Origin of the sequence: Pseudoflavonifractor sp. An184 (assembly GCF_002160305.1) — a bacterium.
In the GTDB taxonomy this organism is placed as follows: Bacteria; Bacillota; Clostridia; order Oscillospirales; family Oscillospiraceae; genus Lawsonibacter; species Lawsonibacter pullicola.
Genome location: NZ_NFKI01000033.1, coordinates 15,682 through 36,675 on the forward strand (window position 1 = coordinate 15,682; position 20,994 = coordinate 36,675).

Annotated in this window: 20 protein-coding genes; 13 read left to right on the forward strand and 7 right to left on the reverse strand. The window is 55.0% G+C overall.

The window, feature by feature from the left end; genetic code table 11:
- The first annotated feature begins 4 nt into the window (after positions 1–4).
- Positions 5–211, forward strand: coding sequence for a transposon-transfer assisting family protein (locus B5F19_RS11185; protein WP_007709556.1), 207 nt, complete (start codon positions 5–7; stop codon positions 209–211).
- A gap of 56 nt (positions 212–267) precedes the next feature.
- Here B5F19_RS11185 and B5F19_RS11190 read toward each other — a convergent pair whose 3' ends face one another.
- Positions 268–720, reverse strand: a complete 453-nt coding sequence (locus B5F19_RS11190) for an SLOG family protein (protein ID WP_007709554.1) — start codon at positions 718–720, stop codon at positions 268–270.
- Between the two features lie 162 nt (positions 721–882).
- On the opposite strand from B5F19_RS11190, the gene B5F19_RS11195 reads away from it, so the two are divergent.
- Positions 883–1,233 carry a helix-turn-helix transcriptional regulator gene (locus B5F19_RS11195; RefSeq protein WP_007709550.1) on the forward strand — a complete coding sequence of 117 codons (351 nt, stop codon included), beginning with the start codon at positions 883–885 and terminating at the stop codon, positions 1,231–1,233.
- 191 nt (positions 1,234–1,424) lie between these two features.
- On the opposite strand, the gene B5F19_RS11200 is transcribed toward B5F19_RS11195, so the two are convergent.
- The 4 genes from B5F19_RS11200 to B5F19_RS11215 all read right to left on the reverse strand — a co-directional run bounded on the left by B5F19_RS11200 (position 1,425) and on the right by B5F19_RS11215 (position 4,074).
- The gene (locus B5F19_RS11200) at positions 1,425–1,820 is read right to left on the reverse strand and encodes a hypothetical protein (protein ID WP_007709549.1); all 396 of its coding nucleotides are present in this window, start codon (positions 1,818–1,820) and stop codon (positions 1,425–1,427) included.
- 68 nt (positions 1,821–1,888) lie between these two features.
- Complete coding sequence (locus B5F19_RS11205; RefSeq protein ID WP_087290507.1) at positions 1,889–3,226, reverse strand: relaxase/mobilization nuclease domain-containing protein; 1,338 nt, start codon at positions 3,224–3,226, stop codon at positions 1,889–1,891.
- Positions 3,187–3,516 carry a plasmid mobilization relaxosome protein MobC gene (mobC, locus tag B5F19_RS11210; protein ID WP_002584958.1) on the reverse strand — a complete coding sequence of 110 codons (330 nt, stop codon included), beginning with the start codon at positions 3,514–3,516 and terminating at the stop codon, positions 3,187–3,189. The genes B5F19_RS11205 and mobC overlap by 40 nt, the downstream gene beginning before the upstream one ends.
- A gap of 201 nt (positions 3,517–3,717) precedes the next feature.
- Positions 3,718–4,074, reverse strand: a complete 357-nt coding sequence (locus B5F19_RS11215; RefSeq protein WP_002584957.1) for a helix-turn-helix transcriptional regulator — start codon at positions 4,072–4,074, stop codon at positions 3,718–3,720.
- Between the two features lie 398 nt (positions 4,075–4,472).
- On the opposite strand from B5F19_RS11215, the gene B5F19_RS11220 reads away from it, so the two are divergent.
- The 10 genes from B5F19_RS11220 to B5F19_RS11270 all read left to right on the forward strand — a co-directional run bounded on the left by B5F19_RS11220 (position 4,473) and on the right by B5F19_RS11270 (position 16,303).
- A complete protein-coding gene (locus tag B5F19_RS11220) occupies positions 4,473–4,658 on the forward strand; it encodes a cysteine-rich KTR domain-containing protein (RefSeq protein ID WP_003431289.1) in 186 nt (61 codons plus the stop codon).
- A gap of 16 nt (positions 4,659–4,674) precedes the next feature.
- The gene (gene rlmN / locus B5F19_RS11225; protein WP_002584956.1) at positions 4,675–5,658 is read left to right on the forward strand and encodes a 23S rRNA (adenine(2503)-C(2))-methyltransferase RlmN; all 984 of its coding nucleotides are present in this window, start codon (positions 4,675–4,677) and stop codon (positions 5,656–5,658) included.
- A 473-nt stretch (positions 5,659–6,131) separates the two neighbouring features.
- Entirely contained in the window at positions 6,132–6,569 is a 438-nt protein-coding gene (locus B5F19_RS11230; RefSeq protein ID WP_002604474.1) for a sigma-70 family RNA polymerase sigma factor, read from the forward strand.
- Positions 6,553–6,795 carry a helix-turn-helix domain-containing protein gene (locus tag B5F19_RS11235; protein ID WP_002604473.1) on the forward strand — a complete coding sequence of 81 codons (243 nt, stop codon included), beginning with the start codon at positions 6,553–6,555 and terminating at the stop codon, positions 6,793–6,795. Before B5F19_RS11230 ends, B5F19_RS11235 begins: the two co-directional genes overlap by 17 nt.
- Positions 6,796–6,842: 47 nt before the next feature.
- Entirely contained in the window at positions 6,843–7,529 is a 687-nt protein-coding gene (locus B5F19_RS18035) for a DUF6870 family protein (protein WP_205123935.1), read from the forward strand.
- Positions 7,530–7,624: 95 nt separating this feature from the next.
- On the forward strand, positions 7,625–9,307 hold the full coding sequence (locus B5F19_RS11250) for a recombinase family protein (RefSeq protein ID WP_087290509.1): 1,683 nt from the start codon (positions 7,625–7,627) through the stop codon (positions 9,305–9,307).
- A 378-nt stretch (positions 9,308–9,685) separates the two neighbouring features.
- Positions 9,686–10,225 carry a hypothetical protein gene (locus tag B5F19_RS18040; RefSeq protein ID WP_242972796.1) on the forward strand — a complete coding sequence of 180 codons (540 nt, stop codon included), beginning with the start codon at positions 9,686–9,688 and terminating at the stop codon, positions 10,223–10,225.
- Between the two features lie 314 nt (positions 10,226–10,539).
- Complete coding sequence (locus B5F19_RS11260) at positions 10,540–11,634, forward strand: glycosyl transferase family 2 (protein WP_087290511.1); 1,095 nt, start codon at positions 10,540–10,542, stop codon at positions 11,632–11,634.
- A 282-nt stretch (positions 11,635–11,916) separates the two neighbouring features.
- Complete coding sequence (locus B5F19_RS11265) at positions 11,917–14,859, forward strand: acyl-CoA dehydratase activase (RefSeq protein ID WP_087290513.1); 2,943 nt, start codon at positions 11,917–11,919, stop codon at positions 14,857–14,859.
- 106 nt (positions 14,860–14,965) lie between these two features.
- Positions 14,966–16,303: a 2-hydroxyacyl-CoA dehydratase gene (locus B5F19_RS11270; protein ID WP_087290515.1), complete on the forward strand. Its 1,338-nt coding sequence runs from the start codon at positions 14,966–14,968 to the stop codon at positions 16,301–16,303.
- 369 nt (positions 16,304–16,672) lie between these two features.
- On the opposite strand, the gene clpB is transcribed toward B5F19_RS11270, so the two are convergent.
- Positions 16,673–19,303 carry an ATP-dependent chaperone ClpB gene (gene clpB, locus B5F19_RS11275; RefSeq protein ID WP_087290517.1) on the reverse strand — a complete coding sequence of 877 codons (2,631 nt, stop codon included), beginning with the start codon at positions 19,301–19,303 and terminating at the stop codon, positions 16,673–16,675.
- Positions 19,304–19,477: 174 nt separating this feature from the next.
- Positions 19,478–19,906 (reverse strand): Hsp20/alpha crystallin family protein, encoded by a 429-nt coding sequence (locus B5F19_RS11280; RefSeq protein ID WP_087290519.1) that lies wholly within the window; start codon positions 19,904–19,906, stop codon positions 19,478–19,480.
- Positions 19,907–20,171: 265 nt separating this feature from the next.
- Between B5F19_RS11280 and B5F19_RS11285 the strand changes: the two genes are divergently transcribed.
- A partial coding sequence (locus tag B5F19_RS11285) for an NAD(P)-dependent oxidoreductase (RefSeq protein ID WP_087290521.1) occupies positions 20,172–20,994 on the forward strand: 823 nt, incomplete at its 3' end.

Here is a 20,994-nt window from a genome sequence, read left to right on the forward strand (position 1 = left end):
TAGCATGAATATCCGCTTTACCATTGAGGAAGAAAACATAATTGCGATTTACGCCGAGGACAGCCGGGAAAGGACGATTGATAATATCAACTCTGCCATGCCCTACATGGACGAGGATATGCGCCAGCTTGCCGCCGCAGCGGTAAACAAGCTGCAAGCCATGACGGACAGCGAGTTTTCCGAAAGGGAGTTTATCTTGACCGACGAGTAATAGCCCATAGTACACAGGGGCGCGGTGCCGGCAATCGGCAACCGCGCCCCTGTTTTTTATCGTTCCAGCAAGATTATCTTTTTCCCCTGTTTTTGCGCGTACCGCAGCGTCGTATATGCCCCGCCGAAGTCGCGCCATACCATAGCTATTAAATAGTCGCTATTATCCACAAGCCACCTGTTGCGGGCGGGTATTGCCCGCTTATAGTGTATCTCCGCTAACTCTGCCGGGATAAGAATGTCGTCAAAACTCGTTTCGTAATACTCCTTATACTCGTTTAATTTTTGCTGCATATAGGGCAGAACAAGCGTCAGCCGGATTTCTTTGTTTGGGTATTTCCTTTTCAGATTGCGGACAGCAGCAGCGGAAAATCCGTCGAACTCTCCCATACCGCCGACGTAACAGTATAACGTATCTTCGTTTTCGATCAGCGTTTCAAGCGCGTTTTCTATTTTTTGAGTGCAGGAGCCGAAAACTTCTCTATGCCCCGCAAAGGTGCAAGTAATCATTGTATTCCCTCACATATATTAGAAATACAGCTTGTGAGGTGGAATATAAAATATTTTCAAAAAAACACAAACTGTATAAAGTAATTCTTTATACAGATTATTATAATGATACAGCGGAAAAAATACAATATAGGAAAGAGCGTGATTGCGAGGGATTTTTGAATGGAATTAGATTATAGAGCGATTGGCAAGCGCATAAAGATTGCCCGTATTAAAGCGGATTTGACACAGGAAGCATTAGCGGAAAAAGCGTCGCTTTCCACAACACACATGAGCAATATTGAAACGGGCAACTCCAAATTGAGTTTGCCGACGATTGTATCTTTGGCAAATGCCCTTTCCGTTTCTGTTGACGAGTTTTTATGTGATAGCGTGATACACTCCAAAGATATTTTTTCACAGGAAATACAAGACCTCGTTTCCGATTGCGACGAATACGAAATCCGTATGATTGCAGACTTTGTAAGGGCAGCAAAGGAAACCATACGCAAAAATGCCAAACTGAAAGAGTGATTAGAATAAAGCAAGGGCGCGGCTGCCGATTGTTGGCACCGCGCCCCATTCTTTTTTGCGTTTTCGTGGAACATTAGAAAGGCACTTTTTGAGGTTTGAGTATAAAGTATCGTCTATGCCGTTTTCGCGCTCTGGAAGCCGCAGAAATACAGCCATTTTCAGCCCTTAACGTTCCACTTGCTACCCTTGTTTTATGCTTTATCTCTTGCCTTGATATGGAGAAGCAGCATGATGATAAAAGCAAGCCCGCAGACCACATAAAACCAAAGTTGATCTGCATTGGAGATAATAAACGCCAGCAGCCCGAAAATAACCGCCCAGGCAGCGGACAGCAGCACCCCGATTACCCAAAATCCAAAGCGTGTTTTTTGGAGAAACAGCAGCAGCGCGAATACAGCAGCGCCGATCAGCACGCATAATGCAGGGTGTAGCGTGAAAAAGTGATTGCAGCACACGCCGGATATAATACCGAGGGCGATACTGTCAAAAACAATGATATGCCCGATAAAAAGCCCCACTACCATAAGGATAAAGCTAACTACAAGACCGATTATTAAATAGGCTCCCGCCGCCGCTAAATAGCCCATATATACACTTCCTTTGTTCTCTGAATATAGTTTGATTGTAACAGGTTATTGTAAAGAAATCTACGGTCTTACCCCCGTTCCTGTTCTTTCGCCCTGCTTTGGGACGGATATAGAATACTGTCAACGTTCTTTTTGACAACGCTGTATTCCTGCATTTGCTTCTTGGCTTGCCGATAATCTTCATACAATTTGGTTTTCCTGTCGTTTAAGCTGCTATACTCCTTGCGCAGCGCGGCGAGATCGGGCAGCTTCTTTATCTGCATTTCCTTTAATGCCCTTGCCGCAGCTTCAAACAGGATAATTTCGCTTTCATGCCCCCGCAGATACTTTTCCTTGTCCCGCGACTTCTTGTATTCCTCGTAAATCGGTTTTAACTGTCGGTATGTGGTGGTGTGCTTGATAAGCAGCGACAAATCAGACATACGCTGTTCTACCTCTTTAACCGCCCTTGCCGCCGCGTCATGGGCGGTCATAATATCCGCAATTTTGCTTTCAAGGTCGCTGTAATACTCAATCTTGTTTTCGGTTAGGAAGTTCATGCTTTTAGCAGCCTGTTTCAGATTATGGATTTTCGCCCACCGTTCATAGCCCGCCGACTGTTGGGCTTTGATACTGTTTTCAAGATCGACGACAAGCCGGATTTTCTTATCTTCCCGCAGCGTTTTTGTTTTGGCAACATACACGCCCTTGATACGCTCCTTTATCGCTTCTTCCGTATAGGCCGCGCCGAGCGTCTTTGTGCGGGTAAACCGTTCCTGTCCGGCAGCGCGAAAGGAAATGTATTTGCCCTGTTTGATTTCATACCCCATTTCCTGCAAGCGGCGCAGCAGTTCGTCAAAATCTTTCACTTGGGGAATGAGAGTATCTATCGCCGTTTTCAGCTTTGCTTTGTAGCTTGTCCCTTGCTTTTCGGCGGTGTATTCTGCATAGCTTTTTCCCTTGTCCTGTCCCGGTACGACGACGGATAGCCCATGCTCTTTACATATCCTGTCGCTGGTGCGCCGGATAAAGTGATAGCTTTGCTTGTTGGAATGGTACTTTTTGTAGTCAACGAAGCTAACCGCGTTGAAAATCAAGTGATTATGCAGATGGTCTTTATCGACGTGAGTTGTCAAAACAAACTCATACTTGCCGCCTAATACCGCCCCGGCAAGTTCCATGCCGATTTTGTGCGCTTCTTCCGGTGTGGTTTCTCCCACCGCAAAGGATTGTATCAAGTGCCGCCCTAAATGTGTGCCGCGATCTCCGGCAGCTTCCCGCGTCCATGCAAACTCAATATCGGCGGTTTCCAGCCCGCAGCCGAAAGAGGACGCAAGCAGCTTCCCGTCTGTCTTTTCGGGATTTAAGATATAGTCTATCGCAGCCTTTAAGGTTGATTTAATAGGGTGCGTCTTTGTAACCGCCATATCTCGTCCACCGCCTTTTTAATGTCCTCTATATCCTGCCTGTAAACCGTCCCCGTCGCATTGGCGCGTTTTGCAATTTGGTTGATGTTCCGGCTCACCGCTTGCAGTTCCCGGATATATGCTTTTGTGTCGCTTCGGTCAACGACAAGAATATACCCGTCTATCGCCATTTTACGGAAGTATGCCCCATACTGCTTTATGGGAAGCTGCTTCATCTTCTCGTCGATCAGCCGCTTTTCTTCTTCCGTAACGTAAAACTTCATCTGTATATTTCTCTTTCGGTTTTCCATTTCCGCACCGCCTTTCGGTATAAGGGTTTGGGATTATCCCAACAAGCATTTTCCGCAAACGGGTACTCGTTTGCTGTGCTTGCTATCTACTCCATACCCCCACCGAAAGGCGGTATTTGTTGCGCGTTCCTTTGATTTTGGACGCAAAAAAAGATTGCAGCCGCCATGCGCTGCAATCTCCCGATTTCTCATATTGTGAGGTTAATCCTCTGCTTTTTCGACTTCCGTTATCTCCCTTGCTGTTGCGGTTACAATCCGTATGCCTTTATCGCTCATACCGTCCAGCAGCGCGTCAAGCTGCCGCCGCCCGGTGGATTTCTCCGCATTGCTGTTCGGGAAGAAAAATTGATCTACCGAAATATGATACCGGGTTACAAGGTCATAGAATACCTGTAAACTCGGCTGTTGTCCCTTGTTCTCGATATTCGCAAGGTAGCGCGGGGAAATATATAACTCGTCGCTTACCTTTTTGCGGCTCTCGCCGTATTCATTTCTCGCGGCTTTTATAGCTGCCCCGAAAGCCTTAAAGTCGTACAATGGTACGGGTCTTTTTGCCATTTTCATTCACCCTGTTACATTTTACAGTTCACCTTTCTTTTTGGATATGTCCACACAATTCATATCATTAGGTTAAATACTTCCTGTTGTGTATTGACAGTAGACTGATTTTCTGATAAAATAAAATTTATGTAAAAGGAGGCGGCGTTTATGTTGCATAGCATGCGTATTAGATAAGCATTGAAAAAAAGGATTTTCCCATTTTCAACATGGGCTTTTTTGTCATGCTTATTTTGCGGATGCTATACAAAAAACTAACGACGTATAGATATAGTATAGACATAGTGCAAGCTATGCCTTAGTTTTGTTGTACTGCTCTGTGCATTATAAATGCAGGTCAATGCTCATGTTGAGGATTGACCTGCATTTTTTTGTGTAAAAAGGACGAGTGAAATATAATGCTTAAAAAATATTGGATAAAATGTCCGATTTGTAACGGAAAGACGAGAGTTCAAGTATTTCATAATACTGTATTAAAAGATTTTCCTCTTTTCTGCCCTAAATGCAAATTGACGCATATCATTGATGTAGAAAAATTAGAGATTGTAATCAAAAATACAGAAAAACAAACTTTTATTATTTAGAAGAAAGGATATAAAAATGAAACGTTTACCTAAATATACGCCTGCGGAAGTACGGAATGATCCATACGGATTTACTTACAAAGAAATGTCGGAAGTTATTGGCGAGAATGAAGCAAAAGCCTTATATGAAGAATTATATAAGCAATTACCACGCAAAAAAAATCTATCAATGTTGGTAAAAAATATTTGCAAAAGCAGTGATACTGAAAAGTATGTTTACGAACTGAAAGACAACAAATACATTGAAACGGTTTTTATCAAGCGGCGAGATGGTGGAACTGTTTGCGTGAGCACACAAGTCGGTTGTCCTGTTGGTTGTATTTTTTGTGAGTCCGGGCGAAATGGCTTTGTTCGTAATCTAACATCGTCAGAAATCGTACAACAGATTATATTGTTGCGTCGAAAAGTAAACCGTATCGTTTTTATGGGTATGGGAGAGCCTTTATTCAATTATGACAACTTGATAAAAGCAATCCATATTCTCCGAGATAGATATGGGCTCAACTTTCCAACCGACGGCATTACCATATCAACAGTTGGTCCGGTCGATCAATTAAAAAAATTGCGCGAGGAACATCTTAAAATTCAGTTGACAATATCTTTACACGCAGCAACACAATCTGCAAGAAATCGTATTATTCCTCACATGCGCATATATGCTATTGAAGATGTTGTTAAGCAAGCCTTATCCTATTCTGAAAGGCATAATCGCAAAATTGTCTTTGCGTATTTGCTTTTACCGGGTATAAATGACCGGCCCTCAGATGTAAGACAACTTGCAAAATGGTTTCGGGGCAAAAAAGTTATGATTAACGTGTTACAATACAACCCAACAAGCAATTCAAGAATTAAAGCACCACAGAAACGGGAAATAGTTGCATTCAAACATCAATTAGAGCAAGCAGGACTTGAAGTTACTATGAGAGTTTCTCATGGCAGAGAGATTAACGCGGCTTGTGGACAGTTAGCTAACACATATAATAAATTCAAAAAAAAATGATTAAAAGTGCCAGACGCATAGACGCAGAGCCGATAACGCATTAGGTCAAAAAACCTATGTGTTATCGGCTTTTTTATTTAATATTGCGCAAAAGCCGCTGTTCCCTATTATAGAATGGATTGCGGGTAGTGTATTAAAGTCGCCCTTTTTTAAGGATACGGCGGTATCGGGGAGGTATCGCCGTGTCCATTTTTATTTACTGTAACCCGCCTAATGCTTTGCGGTCAAAAAAAGCTATGCTCCGCAAGCGGGATATTCCGGCTATGAATGTGAACTGTCAATACATTTAGCTACTGCTTACATTTCCTTTGCGCCCGTCCGCGTCTTGCGGACGGGCGCATTTTGCTTTTTTCAACTTTTTTCTGAAAAGCGCACTCAAGAGCCATCTCCCGAACGGGTACGGAGCGAAAGGGGCAGAGAGGACAAGCCCTTAACTCCCGTCCTCTACTCCACGCGGGAAGGAGGTGAACTCTATGGAGCTATCTTCTTCCGACAAGGAAAGAATACAACATCAGTACGACGCATTAGCAAAGAAAACTTTGGTCGGCGAAGCGAAAAGCCACCGCCGCACTCTTGCGAAACGCGCAGCACGCGAAGTTACTTTTTCGGATTTGAGCGAAAGCGAACTCGCGCAGCTTTTCACAACGGACGAATACGAAAGCGATTATTTCCGTTTTCAAGTGTCCGGCTTTGATGTACTCGTCAAAAATGAACTGCTTGCCGAAGCCCTTAACGCTTTGCCCGAAAGGAAACGCGACATTATCCTTTTGTCCTACTTCTTGGATATGAGCGACGCGGAAATTGGCGAACTGCTGAATGTTGTACGCACGACGGTTTTCCGGCACAGGAAATCCGCGCTTGCGAAAATCAAACAGTATTTGGAGGGAAAAGCAGATGATGAATACCGTTAGGAAATCTGAAAATCTGTTGCCGTTCCCTGTCATTTCCGCAGCGGCAAACGGCGACACAACCGCCATGTGCGCGATCTTGAAGCATTACGAGGGTTACATAGCGAAACTTTGTACCCGCACGCTGAAAGACGACGCGGGCAATACCTATTCCTATGTGGACGAGGAAATGCGTAACAGGCTGCAAGTGCGCCTTATTACCCGCACCCTTGCTTTTCATGTAGGATAATCTTTTAGCCCATGCGGGGAGCGTGTCCCCTTTCCACGATTCCCGTTATGGGCTATTTGTCGTTCCGCAAAAGCATATCCGCTGTTGATGTGCTTTTGCAGGCCGACAAAGCCTATTGTAACTTGACAAAGAAAGCGACCTTTGGTGCGCAGCATAACAGGCAACGGGTACATTCCGTCTGTATCGAGCCAGTCGGCGGGTACGCCATGACAGCTTTTCCCCTACGGGGAAAAGTCGAGCGACAACTACCGCGCCGTAAAACAGGTTTAGCAGCTTGTGGGCGACGACATACAAGGCGGCACAATGATACTCCCGCGTTGAACACCCTCAAAGTATTGCGCGGCGCACCCATAAGCATGGGCCGGGGTGAAACTCCCGTGAGGTTGCAGCTAACAACCGCCCGTTTCAGCCTTATTTCTCATATCGTACAAGCCGGAGCGCATATTCTGTACTATGCCGCTAACCGGGAGGGAAAGAAGATGATTACCAAGTTACAACTTCAACAAATGAGAAATGTTGATATTACACAGGTTGACCGCAGCACTTTGGTTGATATTCGTAATATCCATATTGACAGTTCTTTGCCAGCAGCAAAGAAAATGCAAAGCTACTTTGAGCAGATTGTAAATCCATACTGTTTTCTTTGTGGTGATACACCCGTAAGAATACGGTTTGTCGCAGAGGATAGAACGCTAAAGCAATCATTGTGTGATTACTTTTTAAGTCTGAAATAACCGCCGACTTTCCCTAACTCTACGGGTAAAGACCTTGTGATTACGGGGCGAAAATGGTATAATTAACTCGTAATTATAGGGGGAAAGGAGGTATAATGCCCCGCATACGCAAAGACAAAATGGCACGCAGTTATGCAGAGCCGTTTTGGAAAATTGGGCTATACATTCGACTATCCAGAGAGGACGACAACGAGGACGAAAGCGAGAGTGTTATCAACCAAGAAAAGATACTCCGCGACTTTGTAGACAGCTATTTTGAGCCGGGAACCTATGTGATTGTAGACGTGTTTGCCGACGACGGATTGACAGGCACCGACACAGCGCGACCAAACTTCAAACGGCTTGAGGGCTGCATTGTCCGCAAAGAAGTAAACTGCATGATTATCAAATCCCTTGCACGCGGTTTCCGCAACCTTGCCGATCAACAAAAGTTTTTGGAGGAGTTCATACCCATTCACGGCGCAAGGTTTATTTGCACAGGCACGCCATTTATTGACACTTACGCTAACCCCCATTCTGCAAGCGGTCTTGAAGTACCTATTAGGGGAATGTTCAATGAGCAGTTTGCCGCGACCACTTCCGAAGAAATCCGCAAAACATTCAAGATGAAACGGGAGCGCGGCGAGTTCATAGGCGCGTTTGCCCCTTATGGCTACAAGAAAGACCCAAACGACAAAAACAGCTTGATTGTAGATGAAGAAGCAGCGGAAGTTGTCAAAAGCATTTACCATTGGTTTGTCAATGAGGGGTACAGTAAAATGGGGATTGCAAAGCGGCTTAACCAAATGGGAGAGCCGAACCCCGAAGCCTATAAGAAGAAAAAAGGCTTTAAGTATAACAACCCTAATTCCGACAAAAACGATGGTTTGTGGTCTGCCAGCACGATTGCAAGGATATTGCAAAATGAAGTTTATACGGGCGTAATGGTGCAAGGCCGTAACCGCGTAATAAGCTACAAAGTACACAAGCAGATCAACGTCCCCGAAGAAGAATGGTTTGTCGTCCCCAACACACACGAAGCGATTATTGACAGGGAAACATTCGAGAAAGCGCAAGCCCTACATAAGCGCGACACAAGGACAGCCCCCGGCAAACAGGAAGTCTATCTCATGTCCGGCTTTGTCCGTTGCGCGGATTGCAAAAAGGCCATGCGGCGCAAAACCGCCCGTGATATTGCCTACTACTCTTGCCGTAGCTACACCGATAAGAAGATTTGCAGCAAACATTCTATCCGGCAAGACAAGTTGGAAAACGCGGTATTGGCAGCGTTGCAAATGCAAATTGCCCTTGTAGATCGGCTTGCAGAAGAAATTGAACGGATTAACAACGCGCCTGTTATCAACCGGGAAAGCAAAAGATTATCCTATTCCTTGAAACAGGCAGAGAAGCAGCTAAAACAGTACAATGACGCTTCCGACAGCTTGTACCTTGATTGGAAAAGCGGTGAGATTACCAAAGAGGAATACCGCCGCTTGAAAGGCAAGATTGCAGAACAGATACAACAGCTTGAAGCGAACATCTCCTATCTGAAAGAGGAAATGCAGGTAATGGCTGATGGTATCGGAACCGATGACCCGTATCTAACCGCCTTTCTGAAACACAAAAACATTCAGAGCCTTAACCGCGGGATTATGGTTGAACTCGTAAAAGCGGTTTGGGTGCATGAGAACGGGGAAATAACGGTTGACTTCAATTTTGCCGACGAGTACCAGCGAATTATTGATTACATTGAGAATAACCACAACGTTATCCAGGTGATTGAGAGCAAGGCAATCTAACGGCTTGCCTACTCAACACAAAGGAAAATCTAATGTTGTGCATAAATAAACGGCTCTACTGGTCCCACCGGTCCGACGGGCGCCACAGGGACTCAGGGCGCGACGGGCCCCACCGGTCCGACGGGCGCCACAGGGGCTCAGGGCGCGACGGGCCCCACCGGTCCGACGGGCGCCCAGGGCGCGACGGGTCCCACCGGCCCGACGGGCGCTCAGGGCGCGACTGGTCCCACCGGCCCGACGGGCGCCGCGGGCGCCCAGGGAGCCACCGGCCCCACTGGCCCAACTGGACCCACTGGCCCGCGGGGGGCCACCGGGCCCGCTGGTCCCACCGGCCCGTCCGGTGAGGACGGAGACGCGGCCACCGTCCAGGTGGGCACCGTGACCACCGGAGAGCCGGGGAGCCAGGCGGCGGTCACCAACTCCGGCACGCAGCAGAACGCGGTGCTGAACTTTACCATTCCCAGAGGGGATGCGGGGACCGGGAGCCAGCCGGTCGCCCTGCTGTCGGCCTATTCCACGCCGGTACAGAACGGGACCTCCGGCACTGCGCTGATTTTTGACCGCAACGGGCTGAGTTATGGCAGCGCCATCTCCCATGCCAGCAACAGCGCGGCCTTTACCATCAACACGCCGGGCGTCTATATGACGTCCTTCCAGGGGGTTATCAATCCGGCCTCCGGGAGCAACTTCCCTCTAAGTATCACCCTCACCCTCCAGCAGGGGGGGAGCGGCGTCCCGGGCGGGGGAGTGCTGCACACCTTCCACACCTCGGCGGACGCGGCGGTGCTGCCCATTGCCGTGCCGGTGGCCGTCACCTCCGCCCCCTCCACCTTACAGCTGGTGGGGACGGGAGGCGGCTTCCAGTACAGCGGCATCACCATGACCATCACCCGGCTGGGGGACATTCCCACCGCCTGATTGGCCAGCCGCCAGCGATTTCAGAGAGGGCGCGAAGCGCCCTCTCTCAGGCTGTCAAAAAAGTCCAAGGACTTTTCTGACAGCCTGAAAAATGCCGTTACTTTTCCGCCGCGTAGCGGCGGAAAAGTTCTCGCTGCGCTCGCCGAACGCCTTGCCAAGCAAGGCATTCGGGGCATTCGATCCCACTTGAGGCGGGCGGCTGCCCCCTCGAGCTCCCCCGCCAACACTCGGACGGATTCGTCTGAACAGAGGTTTTTCGACAAGCTGAGAGAGGGCGCTCTGCGCCCTCTCTTTTGTGGAAGGAGAGACTGAGAATGAAAATCGTCGTATATGCCATCGCCAAGAACGAGGGCTTCTTTGTAGACCGGTGGATGGACTCCATGTCCGAGGCGGACCAGGTGGTGGTGCTGGACACCGGCTCCGACGACGGCACGGCGGAGCGGCTGCGGGCCCGGGGGGCGCGGGTGACGGTGGAGCGGATCTCCCCCTGGCGGTTTGACCGGGCCCGGAACCGCTCTCTGGAGCTGGTTCCGGAGGACGCGGACGTGTGCGTGTGCACCGACCTGGACGAGGTGTTCCATCCCGGCTGGCGCTCCGCCCTGGAGGAGGTCTGGACGCCGGGGACCCGGCAGGCCTCCTACCGCTACACCTGGAGCTTTCAGCCCGACGGCTCCGAGGGGGTGGTGTTCTGGCAGGAGAAGATCCACGCCCGCCGCGGCTTCCGGTGGGTCCACCCGGTCCACGAGGTGCTGGAGTGGGTGGGGGAGGGGGAGCGGGGACTGCTGGCGTTGGCCCAGGGGGTCCAGCTGGACCACCACCCGGACCCCCAAAAATCCCGGGGACAGTACCTGCCCCTGCTGGAGCTGTCGGTGGCGGAGGACCCGGAGGACGACCGGAACCTCCACTATCTGGGCCGGGAGTACCTCTATTACGGCCGGTGGGACGACTGTATCCGCACCCTGACGCGGCATCTGGCTCTGCCCAGCGCCGTCTGGCGGGATGAGCGGGCGGCCTCCATGCGGTATATCGCCAGGGCCCACGCCCAAAAGGGGGAGCGGGATGAGGCCCGGGACTGGTATCTGCGGGCGGCGGCGGAGGCCCCACACCTGCGGGAGCCCTGGGTGGATCTGGCCATGCTCCTCTACGAGGACCAGGAGTGGGACGGCGTGCTGTACGCCACGGCCTGCGCCCTGAAAATCCGGGAGCGGCCCCGCACCTATATCTGTGAGGCGGAGGCCTGGGGCGGTCTGCCCCACGACCTGCGCTGTCAGGCCTATTACCACACCGGGCGGCTCCCTCAGGCCCTGGAGGAGGCCCGGCTGGCCCTGGCCGCCGCCCCCTCAGACCCCCGGCTGGCGGGGAATACGGAGCTGCTGGAGAAGATGGCGGGGCTGGCCGGGGAACTGTAAAGAAGCTGCAAGCGGTGCGGAGCAGTCCGCACCGCTTTTTCTGAGAATGGGGATGTCTTTTGTGCAAGGTGACAATTCCAAAATGGGAGAGAACGGGTGAAAAAATGGAGGATCTGGGCAGAAATGCACAATTTCCTACCGTAAACAGGACGTTTTTCCTCCCACCTCCGGCGTTAAGAAACCGTTAAAAATGTTGTTTTTTCTTTGGAGGAGAAGTATCATGTATCAGAATAGAAATCAGTCTGTTAACATGGAAACGAATGTGAGGAGCATTTTCAGTTTATGAGTCTTCGTATCGGCATCGACATCGGCTCCACCACGGTCAAGGTGGTGGTGCTGGACGAACAGAACAAGCTGCTGTTCCGCTCCTATGAGCGGCACTACTCCAAGACCCGGGAGCGGGCCTGCGAGACCCTCCGGTCCATCTCCGACATGCTGGCGGGCAGGCAGGTGAAGATGGTCATTACCGGCTCCGCCGGACTGGGAGTGGCCAACGCCTCCGGGATCGACTTTGTTCAGGAGGTGTACGCCACCGCCGCGGCGGTGAACACCTACATACCGGGGACCGACGCGGTTATCGAGCTGGGGGGCGAGGACGCCAAGATCATCTTCTTCGGCGGCGCCCTGGAGGAGCGGATGAACGGCTCCTGCGCCGGCGGCACCGGCGCCTTCATTGACCAGATGGCCACCCTGATGAACGTGTCGGTGGATGAGTTGGACGCCCTCTCACTGAAGCATGAGAAGATCTACCCCATCGCCTCCCGCTGCGGCGTGTTTGCCAAGAGCGATATCCAGCCCATCCTGAACCAGGGCGGGCGGAAGGAGGACGTGGCCGCCTCCATCTTCCAGGCGGTGGTGGACCAGACGGTGGCCGGCCTCACCCAGGGCCGGGAGCTGAAGGGCAAGATCGTCTTTTTGGGCGGCCCCCTCCACTTCCTCATGGGCCTGCGGGAGCGGTTCGTGGAGACCCTGAAGCTGGATGAGGAGCACGCCATTTTCCCCGAGGACGGCGACTGCTTTGCCGCCATGGGCGCGGCCCTGTGTTCTTCCGACTATGACACCATCCTCTTTGAGGATGCCCTGAAAAAGCTGGAGGAGAGCGTGGACACCACCACCCTGGTAGACACCATGCCCCCCCTGTTCCAGGACGTGGCCGAGTACGGCGCCTTCTGCGCCCGGCACAACGCCAAGCGCCCGCCCCAGGTGGATATCAAGACCTATGAGGGGCCCGCCTGGTTGGGCATCGACGCCGGCTCCACCACCACCAAGCTGGCCCTCATCACCGGGGACGGGGGACTGCTGTACACCTACTACCACTCCAACCTGGGCAACCCGGTGGCCATTGTGCTGGAGCAGCTGCGGGAGATCTACGCCCAGTGCGGGGACCGCATCGAGATCAAGGGCGTGGCGGTCACCGGCTACGGCGAGGACCTGATCAAAAACGCCTTCTCCTGCGACCTGGGGCTGGTGGAGACCATGGCCCACTACAAGGCGGCCGCCCACTTCGAGCCCGACGTGGACTTCATCATCGACATCGGCGGCCAGGACATGAAGTGCTTTAAAATCCGCAACGGAGCGGTGGACTCCATCATGCTCAACGAGGCATGCTCCTCCGGCTGCGGCTCCTTCATCGAGACCTTCGCCAAGGCCCTGGGCTACACCATCGCCGACTTTGCCAAGCTGGGCCTGTTCGCCCAGAAGCCGGTGAATCTGGGCTCCCGCTGCACCGTGTTCATGAACTCCAGCGTGAAGCAGGCCCAGAAGGACGGGGCCAGCGTGGAAGAGATCTCCGCCGGCCTGTCCATCTCCATCGTGAAAAACGCCATCTACAAGGTTATCCGGGCGGCCTCCGCCGACGACCTGGGCAAGCACATCGTGGTCCAGGGCGGTACCTTCCTCAACGACGCGGTTCTCCGGGCCTTTGAGCAGGAGCTGGGCCGGGACGTGACCCGCCCCACCATCTCCGGCATCATGGGGGCCTTCGGCGCGGCCCTGGCCGCCCGGGACCTGCACCTGGAGAAGAGCGCGGTGCTCACCGCCCAGGCCCTGGAGAAGTTCACCCACACCGCCAAGCCCGCCACCTGCGGCCTGTGCACCAACCACTGCGCCCTGACTGTCAACACCTTCGACGGCGGCCGGCGCTTTGTCTCGGGCAACCGGTGCTCCCGCCCTCTGGGAGAGGAGCCCACTCACCTGCCCGACCTGATGCGCTATAAATACGCAAAGCTCCGCGCCCTCCAGGGCAAGGGCCAGGGGGACGGCTCCCGGGGGCGCATCGGCATCCCCTTCGGCCTGAACATGTACGAGAACCTGCCCTTCTGGTTCGAGCTGTTCACACGCCTGAATTTCGAGGTGGTCCTCTCCCCGGAGTCCAGCCGGAAGCTGTATGTGAAGGGTCAGCGCACCATCCCCTCGGACACGGTGTGCTACCCCGCCAAGCTGCTCCACGGCCATATGGAGGCCCTGGTGGAGCAGGGGGTGGACGCCATCTTCTACCCCTGCATGCCCTACAACTTCAACGAGGGGGTCAGCGACAACAACTACAACTGCCCCGTGGTGGCCTACTACCCGGAGCTGCTGGCCGCCAATGTGCCGGAGCTGAAAAAGACCCGGTACCTGTACCCCTACTTCGGCCTGCACCGCCCCAAGGACTTTGAGAAGCACGCCGCCAAGTGGTTCGAGGAGGAGTTCGGCGTCCCCAGGAAGGAGACGGTGGCCGCCGCCCGGGCGGCCTACGGGGCCTATGACGCATATAAGAACGATTTACGCGCCACTGCCCAGCAGTACATCGCCCAGGCCCGGGCCGAGGACCGCCCCATTCTGGTGGTGGCCGGCCGCCCCTACCACATGGACCCGGAGATTAACCACGGCATCAACGACCTGATCACCAACTACGGCTTTATTCTGATTACCGAGGACGCGGTGGCCTATCTGGAGGATAAGGCCCCCCGCCACGTGCTCAACCAGTGGACCTACCACGCCCGCATGTACAACGCCGCCCGGTATGTGTGCACTCAGCCGGACATGGAGCTCATCCAGCTGGTGAGCTTCGGCTGCGGCATCGACGCCATCACCGGCGATGAGATGCGCTCCATCCTGGAGGAGGGCGGCAAGCTGTACACCCAGCTGAAGATCGACGACATCAGCAATCTGGGCGCCGTCAAGATCCGCATCCGCTCCCTGATGGCGGCCATTGAGGCACGCAAGCAGAAGGCAGCTGAGTAAAAAATAGACTGCGGGAGCAGATAGGAGTGAGGAGATAGAAGATAGGAGATATTTCCTCCGCTGTTCTGTCAACTCCTATCTCCTATCCAAGAAAAAAGGAGTATTTATGGCTAAGTTAGTATACGACGAGACCGGCCGCCTGCTGTTTACCAAGGAGATGAAGGAGGAGTACACCCTCCTCATGCCCCAGATGCTCCCGGTCCACTTCAGCATGATGCAGAAGCTGCTGCAGAACGCCGGGTATAAGGTGGATATGCTCACCACCAACCACCGGGGGATCGTGGATGAGGGGCTGAAGTACGTCCACAACGATACCTGCTACCCCGCCCTGCTGGTCATCGGCCAGCTGATCGACGCGGTGAAGCACGGAGGCTATGACCCCCACAAGGTGGGCCTGCTCATCACCCAGACCGGCGGCGGCTGCCGGGCCTCCAACTACATCCACCTGCTGCGCAAGGCCCTGGAGAAGGCGGATATGGCCTACATCCCCGTGGTGTCCGTCAACCTGTCCGGCCTGGAGAAGAACCCCGGCTTCAAGCTGACCATCCCCTTTATCCGCAAGGCGGTGTACGCCATGATGTACGGGGACATCATCGTCAATGTGGCCAACCAGGTCCGCCCCTATGAGGTGAACCAGGGGGAGACCGATTCCATGATCGAGGCCTGGACCCACAAGCTGGTGGACGGCTTCGAGGCGGGCAAGGGCATGAGCCGGGGCCAGATGCGCCGGCTGTTTGCCCAGATCTGCGGCGACTTCGCCGCCATCCCCGTCCAGGGAGAGCCCAAGGTCCGCGTGGGCGTGGTGGGCGAGATCTATGTGAAGTTCGCTCCCCTGGGGAACAACAATCTGGAAAAATTCCTCCTCAGCGAGGGGGTGGAGCCGGTGGTCCCCGGCCTCACCGACTTTATCATCTTCAAGATCTACAACCGTGTGGCCGATGTGGACCTGTACGGCGGCAAGTGGATCAAGAAGGCGGCCTGCAAGATCTTTATGGGCTATGTGGAGAACTGCCAGAAGGACATGATTCAGGCCCTGGAGAATTCCGGCCGCTTCCGGGCTCCCGGCACCTTCCGGGAGCTGCACTCCCTGGTCCACGGGTACCTGGGGGACGGCAACAAGATGGGGGAGGGCTGGCTCCTCACCGCCGAGATGCTGGAGCTCATCCACTCCGGTACCGGCAACATCGTGTGTACCCAGCCCTTCGGCTGCCTGCCCAACCACATCGTGGGCAAGGGCATGATCCGCAAGCTGAAGGAGGACTACCCCGACTCCAATATTGTGGCCATCGATTACGACGCCAGCGCCACCAAGATCAACCAGGAGAACCGGATCAAGCTCATGCTGGCCAACGCCAAGGGCATGGCCAAGCAGGAGAAGGCCGCCCGGGAGGTCCCCGCCCAAGAGGCGGCGGAGCCCCTCACCCGCGCCTCCGCCCACGCCTGACCTACTTTTCTTGAAAGAAAAGTAGGCAAAAGAACTTTGTGCGAAGCTTCGCTTCGCCTCTGGGATCATTTTCAGGATTCGGAAGGAAAGATAGTGTGAAAGAAAACCATCAGGGTTTTCTTTCACGTGCAATCCTTCCACGTTTTGACGCGCAGCGGAGAAACGCGGTGCAAAGAAATTTTCTGCGAAACTTCGTTTCGCCTCTTGGGCGCAGATACGTCTAGTGTAATTTGATACGCGGCTGACAGCAGAAAAAAGTCCCGGAAACCGGATGGAAAACCGGCTTCCGGGATTTTTGTTCTCTATCAAAAACGGCGGGGCGCTGGAGAATTTCCGGCGTCCCGCCCTTTGGTTGAGAGGGAAAGTTTTTTATCCGTCGATGACCTCGCCGGTGAGCACCTCCTTGGTGTCCACGGTGAGCTCCCCGCCCCGGCAGTCCACCGTGATGCGGGAGCCGGGCTCCACCTGGTCGGCGATGATCTTCTTGCTGACGAGGGTCTCCACCGTGTGCTGGAGGAACCGGCGCAGGGGACGGGCGCCGTAGATGGGGTCGTAGGCGCTCTCGATGATATAGTCCTTGGCGGCGGGGGTCAGCTCCACCGTGAGCTGCTTGTCCTCCAGACGGCGGTTGATGTCGGCCGCCATCAGGTCGATGATATGGGTCACGTTCTCCTTGGTCAGGGGCTTATAGAACACGATCTCGTCCAGCCGGTTCAGGAACTCCGGGCGGAAGGAGCGCTTCAAGAGCTCATTCACCTGGTCCCGGGCCTGCTGGCTGATCTCGCCGGTTTCGTCGATGCCGTCCAGCAGGTACTGGCTGCCCAGATTGGAGGTCAAAATGATGATGGTGTTCTTGAAGTCCACGGTGCGGCCCTGGCTGTCGGTGATGCGGCCGTCGTCCAGCACCTGGAGCAGGATGTTGAATACGTCGGGGTGGGCCTTCTCCACCTCGTCAAAGAGGATGACGGAGTAGGGCTTCCGCCGCACGGCCTCCGTCAGCTGGCCGCCCTCCTCATAGCCCACGTATCCGGGAGGCGCGCCGATGAGCCGGGACACGGAGAATTTCTCCATATACTCGGACATGTCGATGCGCACCAGGTTCTTCTCGCTGTCGAACAGGGCCTCGGCCAGGGTCTTGGCCAGCTCGGTCTTGCCCACGCCGGTGGGGCCCAGGAACAGGAAGGAGCCGATGGGCTTGTTGGGGTCGGCGATACCGGCCCGGCTTCTCAAAATGGCCTCGGACACCAGGCGCACCGCCTCGTCCTGGCCCACCACCCGCTTGTGGAGGATGTCCTCCAGGTGCAGGAGCTTCTCCCGCTCCCCCTCCATCAAACGGGCCACCGGGATTCCGGTCCACCGCTCGATGATGCGGGCGATCTCCTCCTCAGTGACCTTGTCCCGCAGCAGAGAGCGGGCCTTGCCCTCGTTGGCGATCTGCTCCTCCGCCTCCAGGGCCTTGCGGAGCTCGGGGATCTTACCGTACTGGAGCTCGGCGGCCCGGTTCAGGTCGTACTCCCGCTGGGCCTTCTCCAGCTGGGCGTTGGCCTCCTCCAGGTCGGAGCGCAGCTTCTGCACCTTGCCGATGGCGTTTTTCTCGTTCTCCCACTGGGCCTTCTTGGCGTTGAACTCGTCCCGCATGTCGGAGAGCTCCTTCTGGATCTCGGCCAGGTGCTCCTGGGACAGCTTATCCGTCTCCTTTTTCAGGGCGGCCTCCTCGATCTCGTGCTGGATGATCTTCCGCTGGATCACGTCCAGCTCGGTGGGCATGGAGTCGATCTCGGTGCGGATCATGGCGCAGGCCTCGTCGATCAGGTCGATGGCCTTGTCGGGCAGAAATCGGTCGGTGATATACCGGTTGGACAGTGTTGCGGCGGCGATGATGGCCCCGTCGGTGATTTTTACGCCGTGGTACACCTCGTACCGCTCCTTCAGGCCGCGGAGGATGGCGATGGCGTCCTCCACCGAGGGCTCGTTCACCATCACCGGCTGGAACCGCCGCTCCAGGGCGGCGTCCTTCTCAATATACTGGCGGTACTCGTTCAGGGTCGTCGCGCCGATGCAGTGGAGTTCGCCCCGGGCCAGCATGGGTTTCAGCAGGTTGCCCGCGTCCATGCTCCCCTCGGTCTTGCCCGCCCCCACGATGGTGTGCAGCTCGTCGATGAACAGGATGATCCGGCCCTCCGACTTGCGCACCTCGTTCAGCACGGCTTTCAGCCGCTCCTCAAACTCGCCCCGGTACTTGGCGCCCGCGATCAGGCTGCCCATGTCCAGGGAGAAGATGGTCTTGTCCTTCAAACTGTTGGGCACGTCCCCCTTGACGATCCGCTGGGCCAGTCCCTCAGCGATGGCCGTCTTGCCCACGCCGGGCTCGCCAATCAAAACAGGATTGTTTTTTGTCTTTCGGGACAGGATGCGGATGACGTTCCGGATCTCGTCGTCCCGGCCGATCACCGGGTCCAGCTTGTTCTGCCGGGCCCGCTCCACCAGGTCGGTGCCGTATTTCTTCAGGGCGTCATAGGTCTCCTCCGGGTTGTCGCTGGTGACCCGCTGGTTGCCCCGGACGGAGGCCAGGGCCTGCATGACCTTTTCCTTCGTCACGTTATAGGTGCGGAACAGCTCCTTCAAGCTGCGGTTGGCGCTGTCCAGCAGCCCCAGGAAAATGTGCTCCACCGAGATATACTCGTCCTTCATGGACTGGGCGGTGGACTCGGCGGACTTCAGGGCTTTGTCCACGTCCTGGGCGATATAGACCTGTCCTGCCTCCCGGCCGCCGCCGGACACCTTGGGCAGCTTCTCCACCTGGGCGGTCACCGCGGCGGTGAAGCTGGGCACCGTCATGCCCATGGCGGACAGAAGCTGGGGAATAAAGCCCTGCTCGTCGCTCAGAAGGGCCAGGAGCAGGTGCTCCTGCTCGATCTGCTGATTGCCGTGCTCCGTGGCGATATCCTGGGCCCCCTGGATGGCGGCCAGAGATTTTTGGGTGAATTGGTTCATGTTCATATACAAGAAACCTCCTTTGCTTCGGTTTCGATGTTTCAAAAATTTAGCACTAAATAGATAAGAGTGCTAACACTAGGGTATAACAAACCCGTCAAAAATACAAGAGGGAAAAGAAAAAATTTTCGGAAAAAGCGGGCGGACCCACAGGCCCGCCCGCCAGAATTTTTTTTCTGCTTACTGAATGGAGATCTTCCGGCTCTGGGGGACGACCTCACCCTGCTTGGGCAGGATCAGCGTCAGCACGCCGTTCTCATAGGCGGCGGAGATGCCCTCCTCCTGGATGCCGCTCACGTCGAAGGAGCGGGCGTAGCTGCCCACCCGGCGCTCCCGGCAGATGTACTTGCCGTCCTGCTTGTTCTCGGCGGTCTCCTGGTGCTTGGCGGTGATGGTCAGCACGTTGTCCTCCAGGTGCAGGTCGATGTCCTCCTTCCGGAAGCCGGGCAGGTCGGCCTCCAGCAGGTAGTGGTCGCCCTGGTCCTTGATGTCGGTGCGGAAGGCGGGCAGCCGTCCGCTGGGCTGGGCGGGGAACATGCTGCGCTCCATCTCGTCAAACAGGTCGTTGAAGGTGCGGCTCATATGGTGAAAGGGAAGCATGGTATACATGGTAAAAACTCCTTTCGGCGCTGGGGGAGCGTTCTGTTCCGGTCCCCCGGCCTCTCTTAACTTTGGCTTTAGTATACCGTGGAATTATGAACAGTTCTCGCAGAATATGTGTCTAAATTGTAAATTCTAGCACTCGATATAATAGAGTGCTAATTTTGAGGGGGCCGCCTTGTCCGCCGCCCCCCCGGCTGATATAATAGGAGAGAAATCAAAATCGGCCTCCCCCGCCGGGGCAGAGGCGCGCAGATCAGGAGGGAACTGTTCCATGAAGATCCTCGTATTTGGCCCCAAGGCCCGCTATGACGCCTACATGCCGGAGTTTGCCCGGGAGCTGGGGGCGGAGCTGGTGTTCTGTCCCCTGGGCAGCTCGCCCCGCCAGGCGGCGGCGGACAACCCGGACGCCCAGGTGCTGTTCACCGATGCAATCATTGATGTGGACCGGGAGATCCTGGACCTGCTGCCCAATTTGAAGCTGGTCCAGTCCGAGGGTGTGGCCTTCAACCGCATCGACCTGGAGGCGGCCCGGGAGCGGGGCGTCTACGTGTGCAACAACAAGGGGTGCAACGCCGACTCGGTGGCGGAGCACACGGTGATGCTCATGCTCATGGCCCTGCGCCACGGGATCACCGGCCACAGCGCGGTGCTGGAGGGCCGTCAGATGCAGATGAAGGAGGCGGTGATGGCCTCCAACAGCCCGGAGCTGGGGGAGCAGGCTGTGGGGCTGGTGGGCCTGGGGGACATCGGACAGGCGGTGGCCCGGCTGCTGAAGCCCTTCGGATGCAGGCTGTACTACTACACCCTCCACCGCCGGCCCCCGGAGGTGGAGGCGGAGCTGGGGGTGACCTATCTGCCCCTGGAGGAGCTGTTTTCCGCCTGTGATATTCTCTCCCTCCACTGCGCGGTGAACGACCAGACCCGGGGCATGGTGAACGAGGCCCTTCTGGAGCGGCTGAAGCCCGGGGCAATTCTGGTGAACACCGCCCGGGGGGATCTGGTGGACAACCTGGCGGTGCGGCGGGCCCTGATTCAGGGGCGGCTGGGGGGCATCGCCATGGACACCCTGGCCCCCGAGCCCACCCCCGCCGACC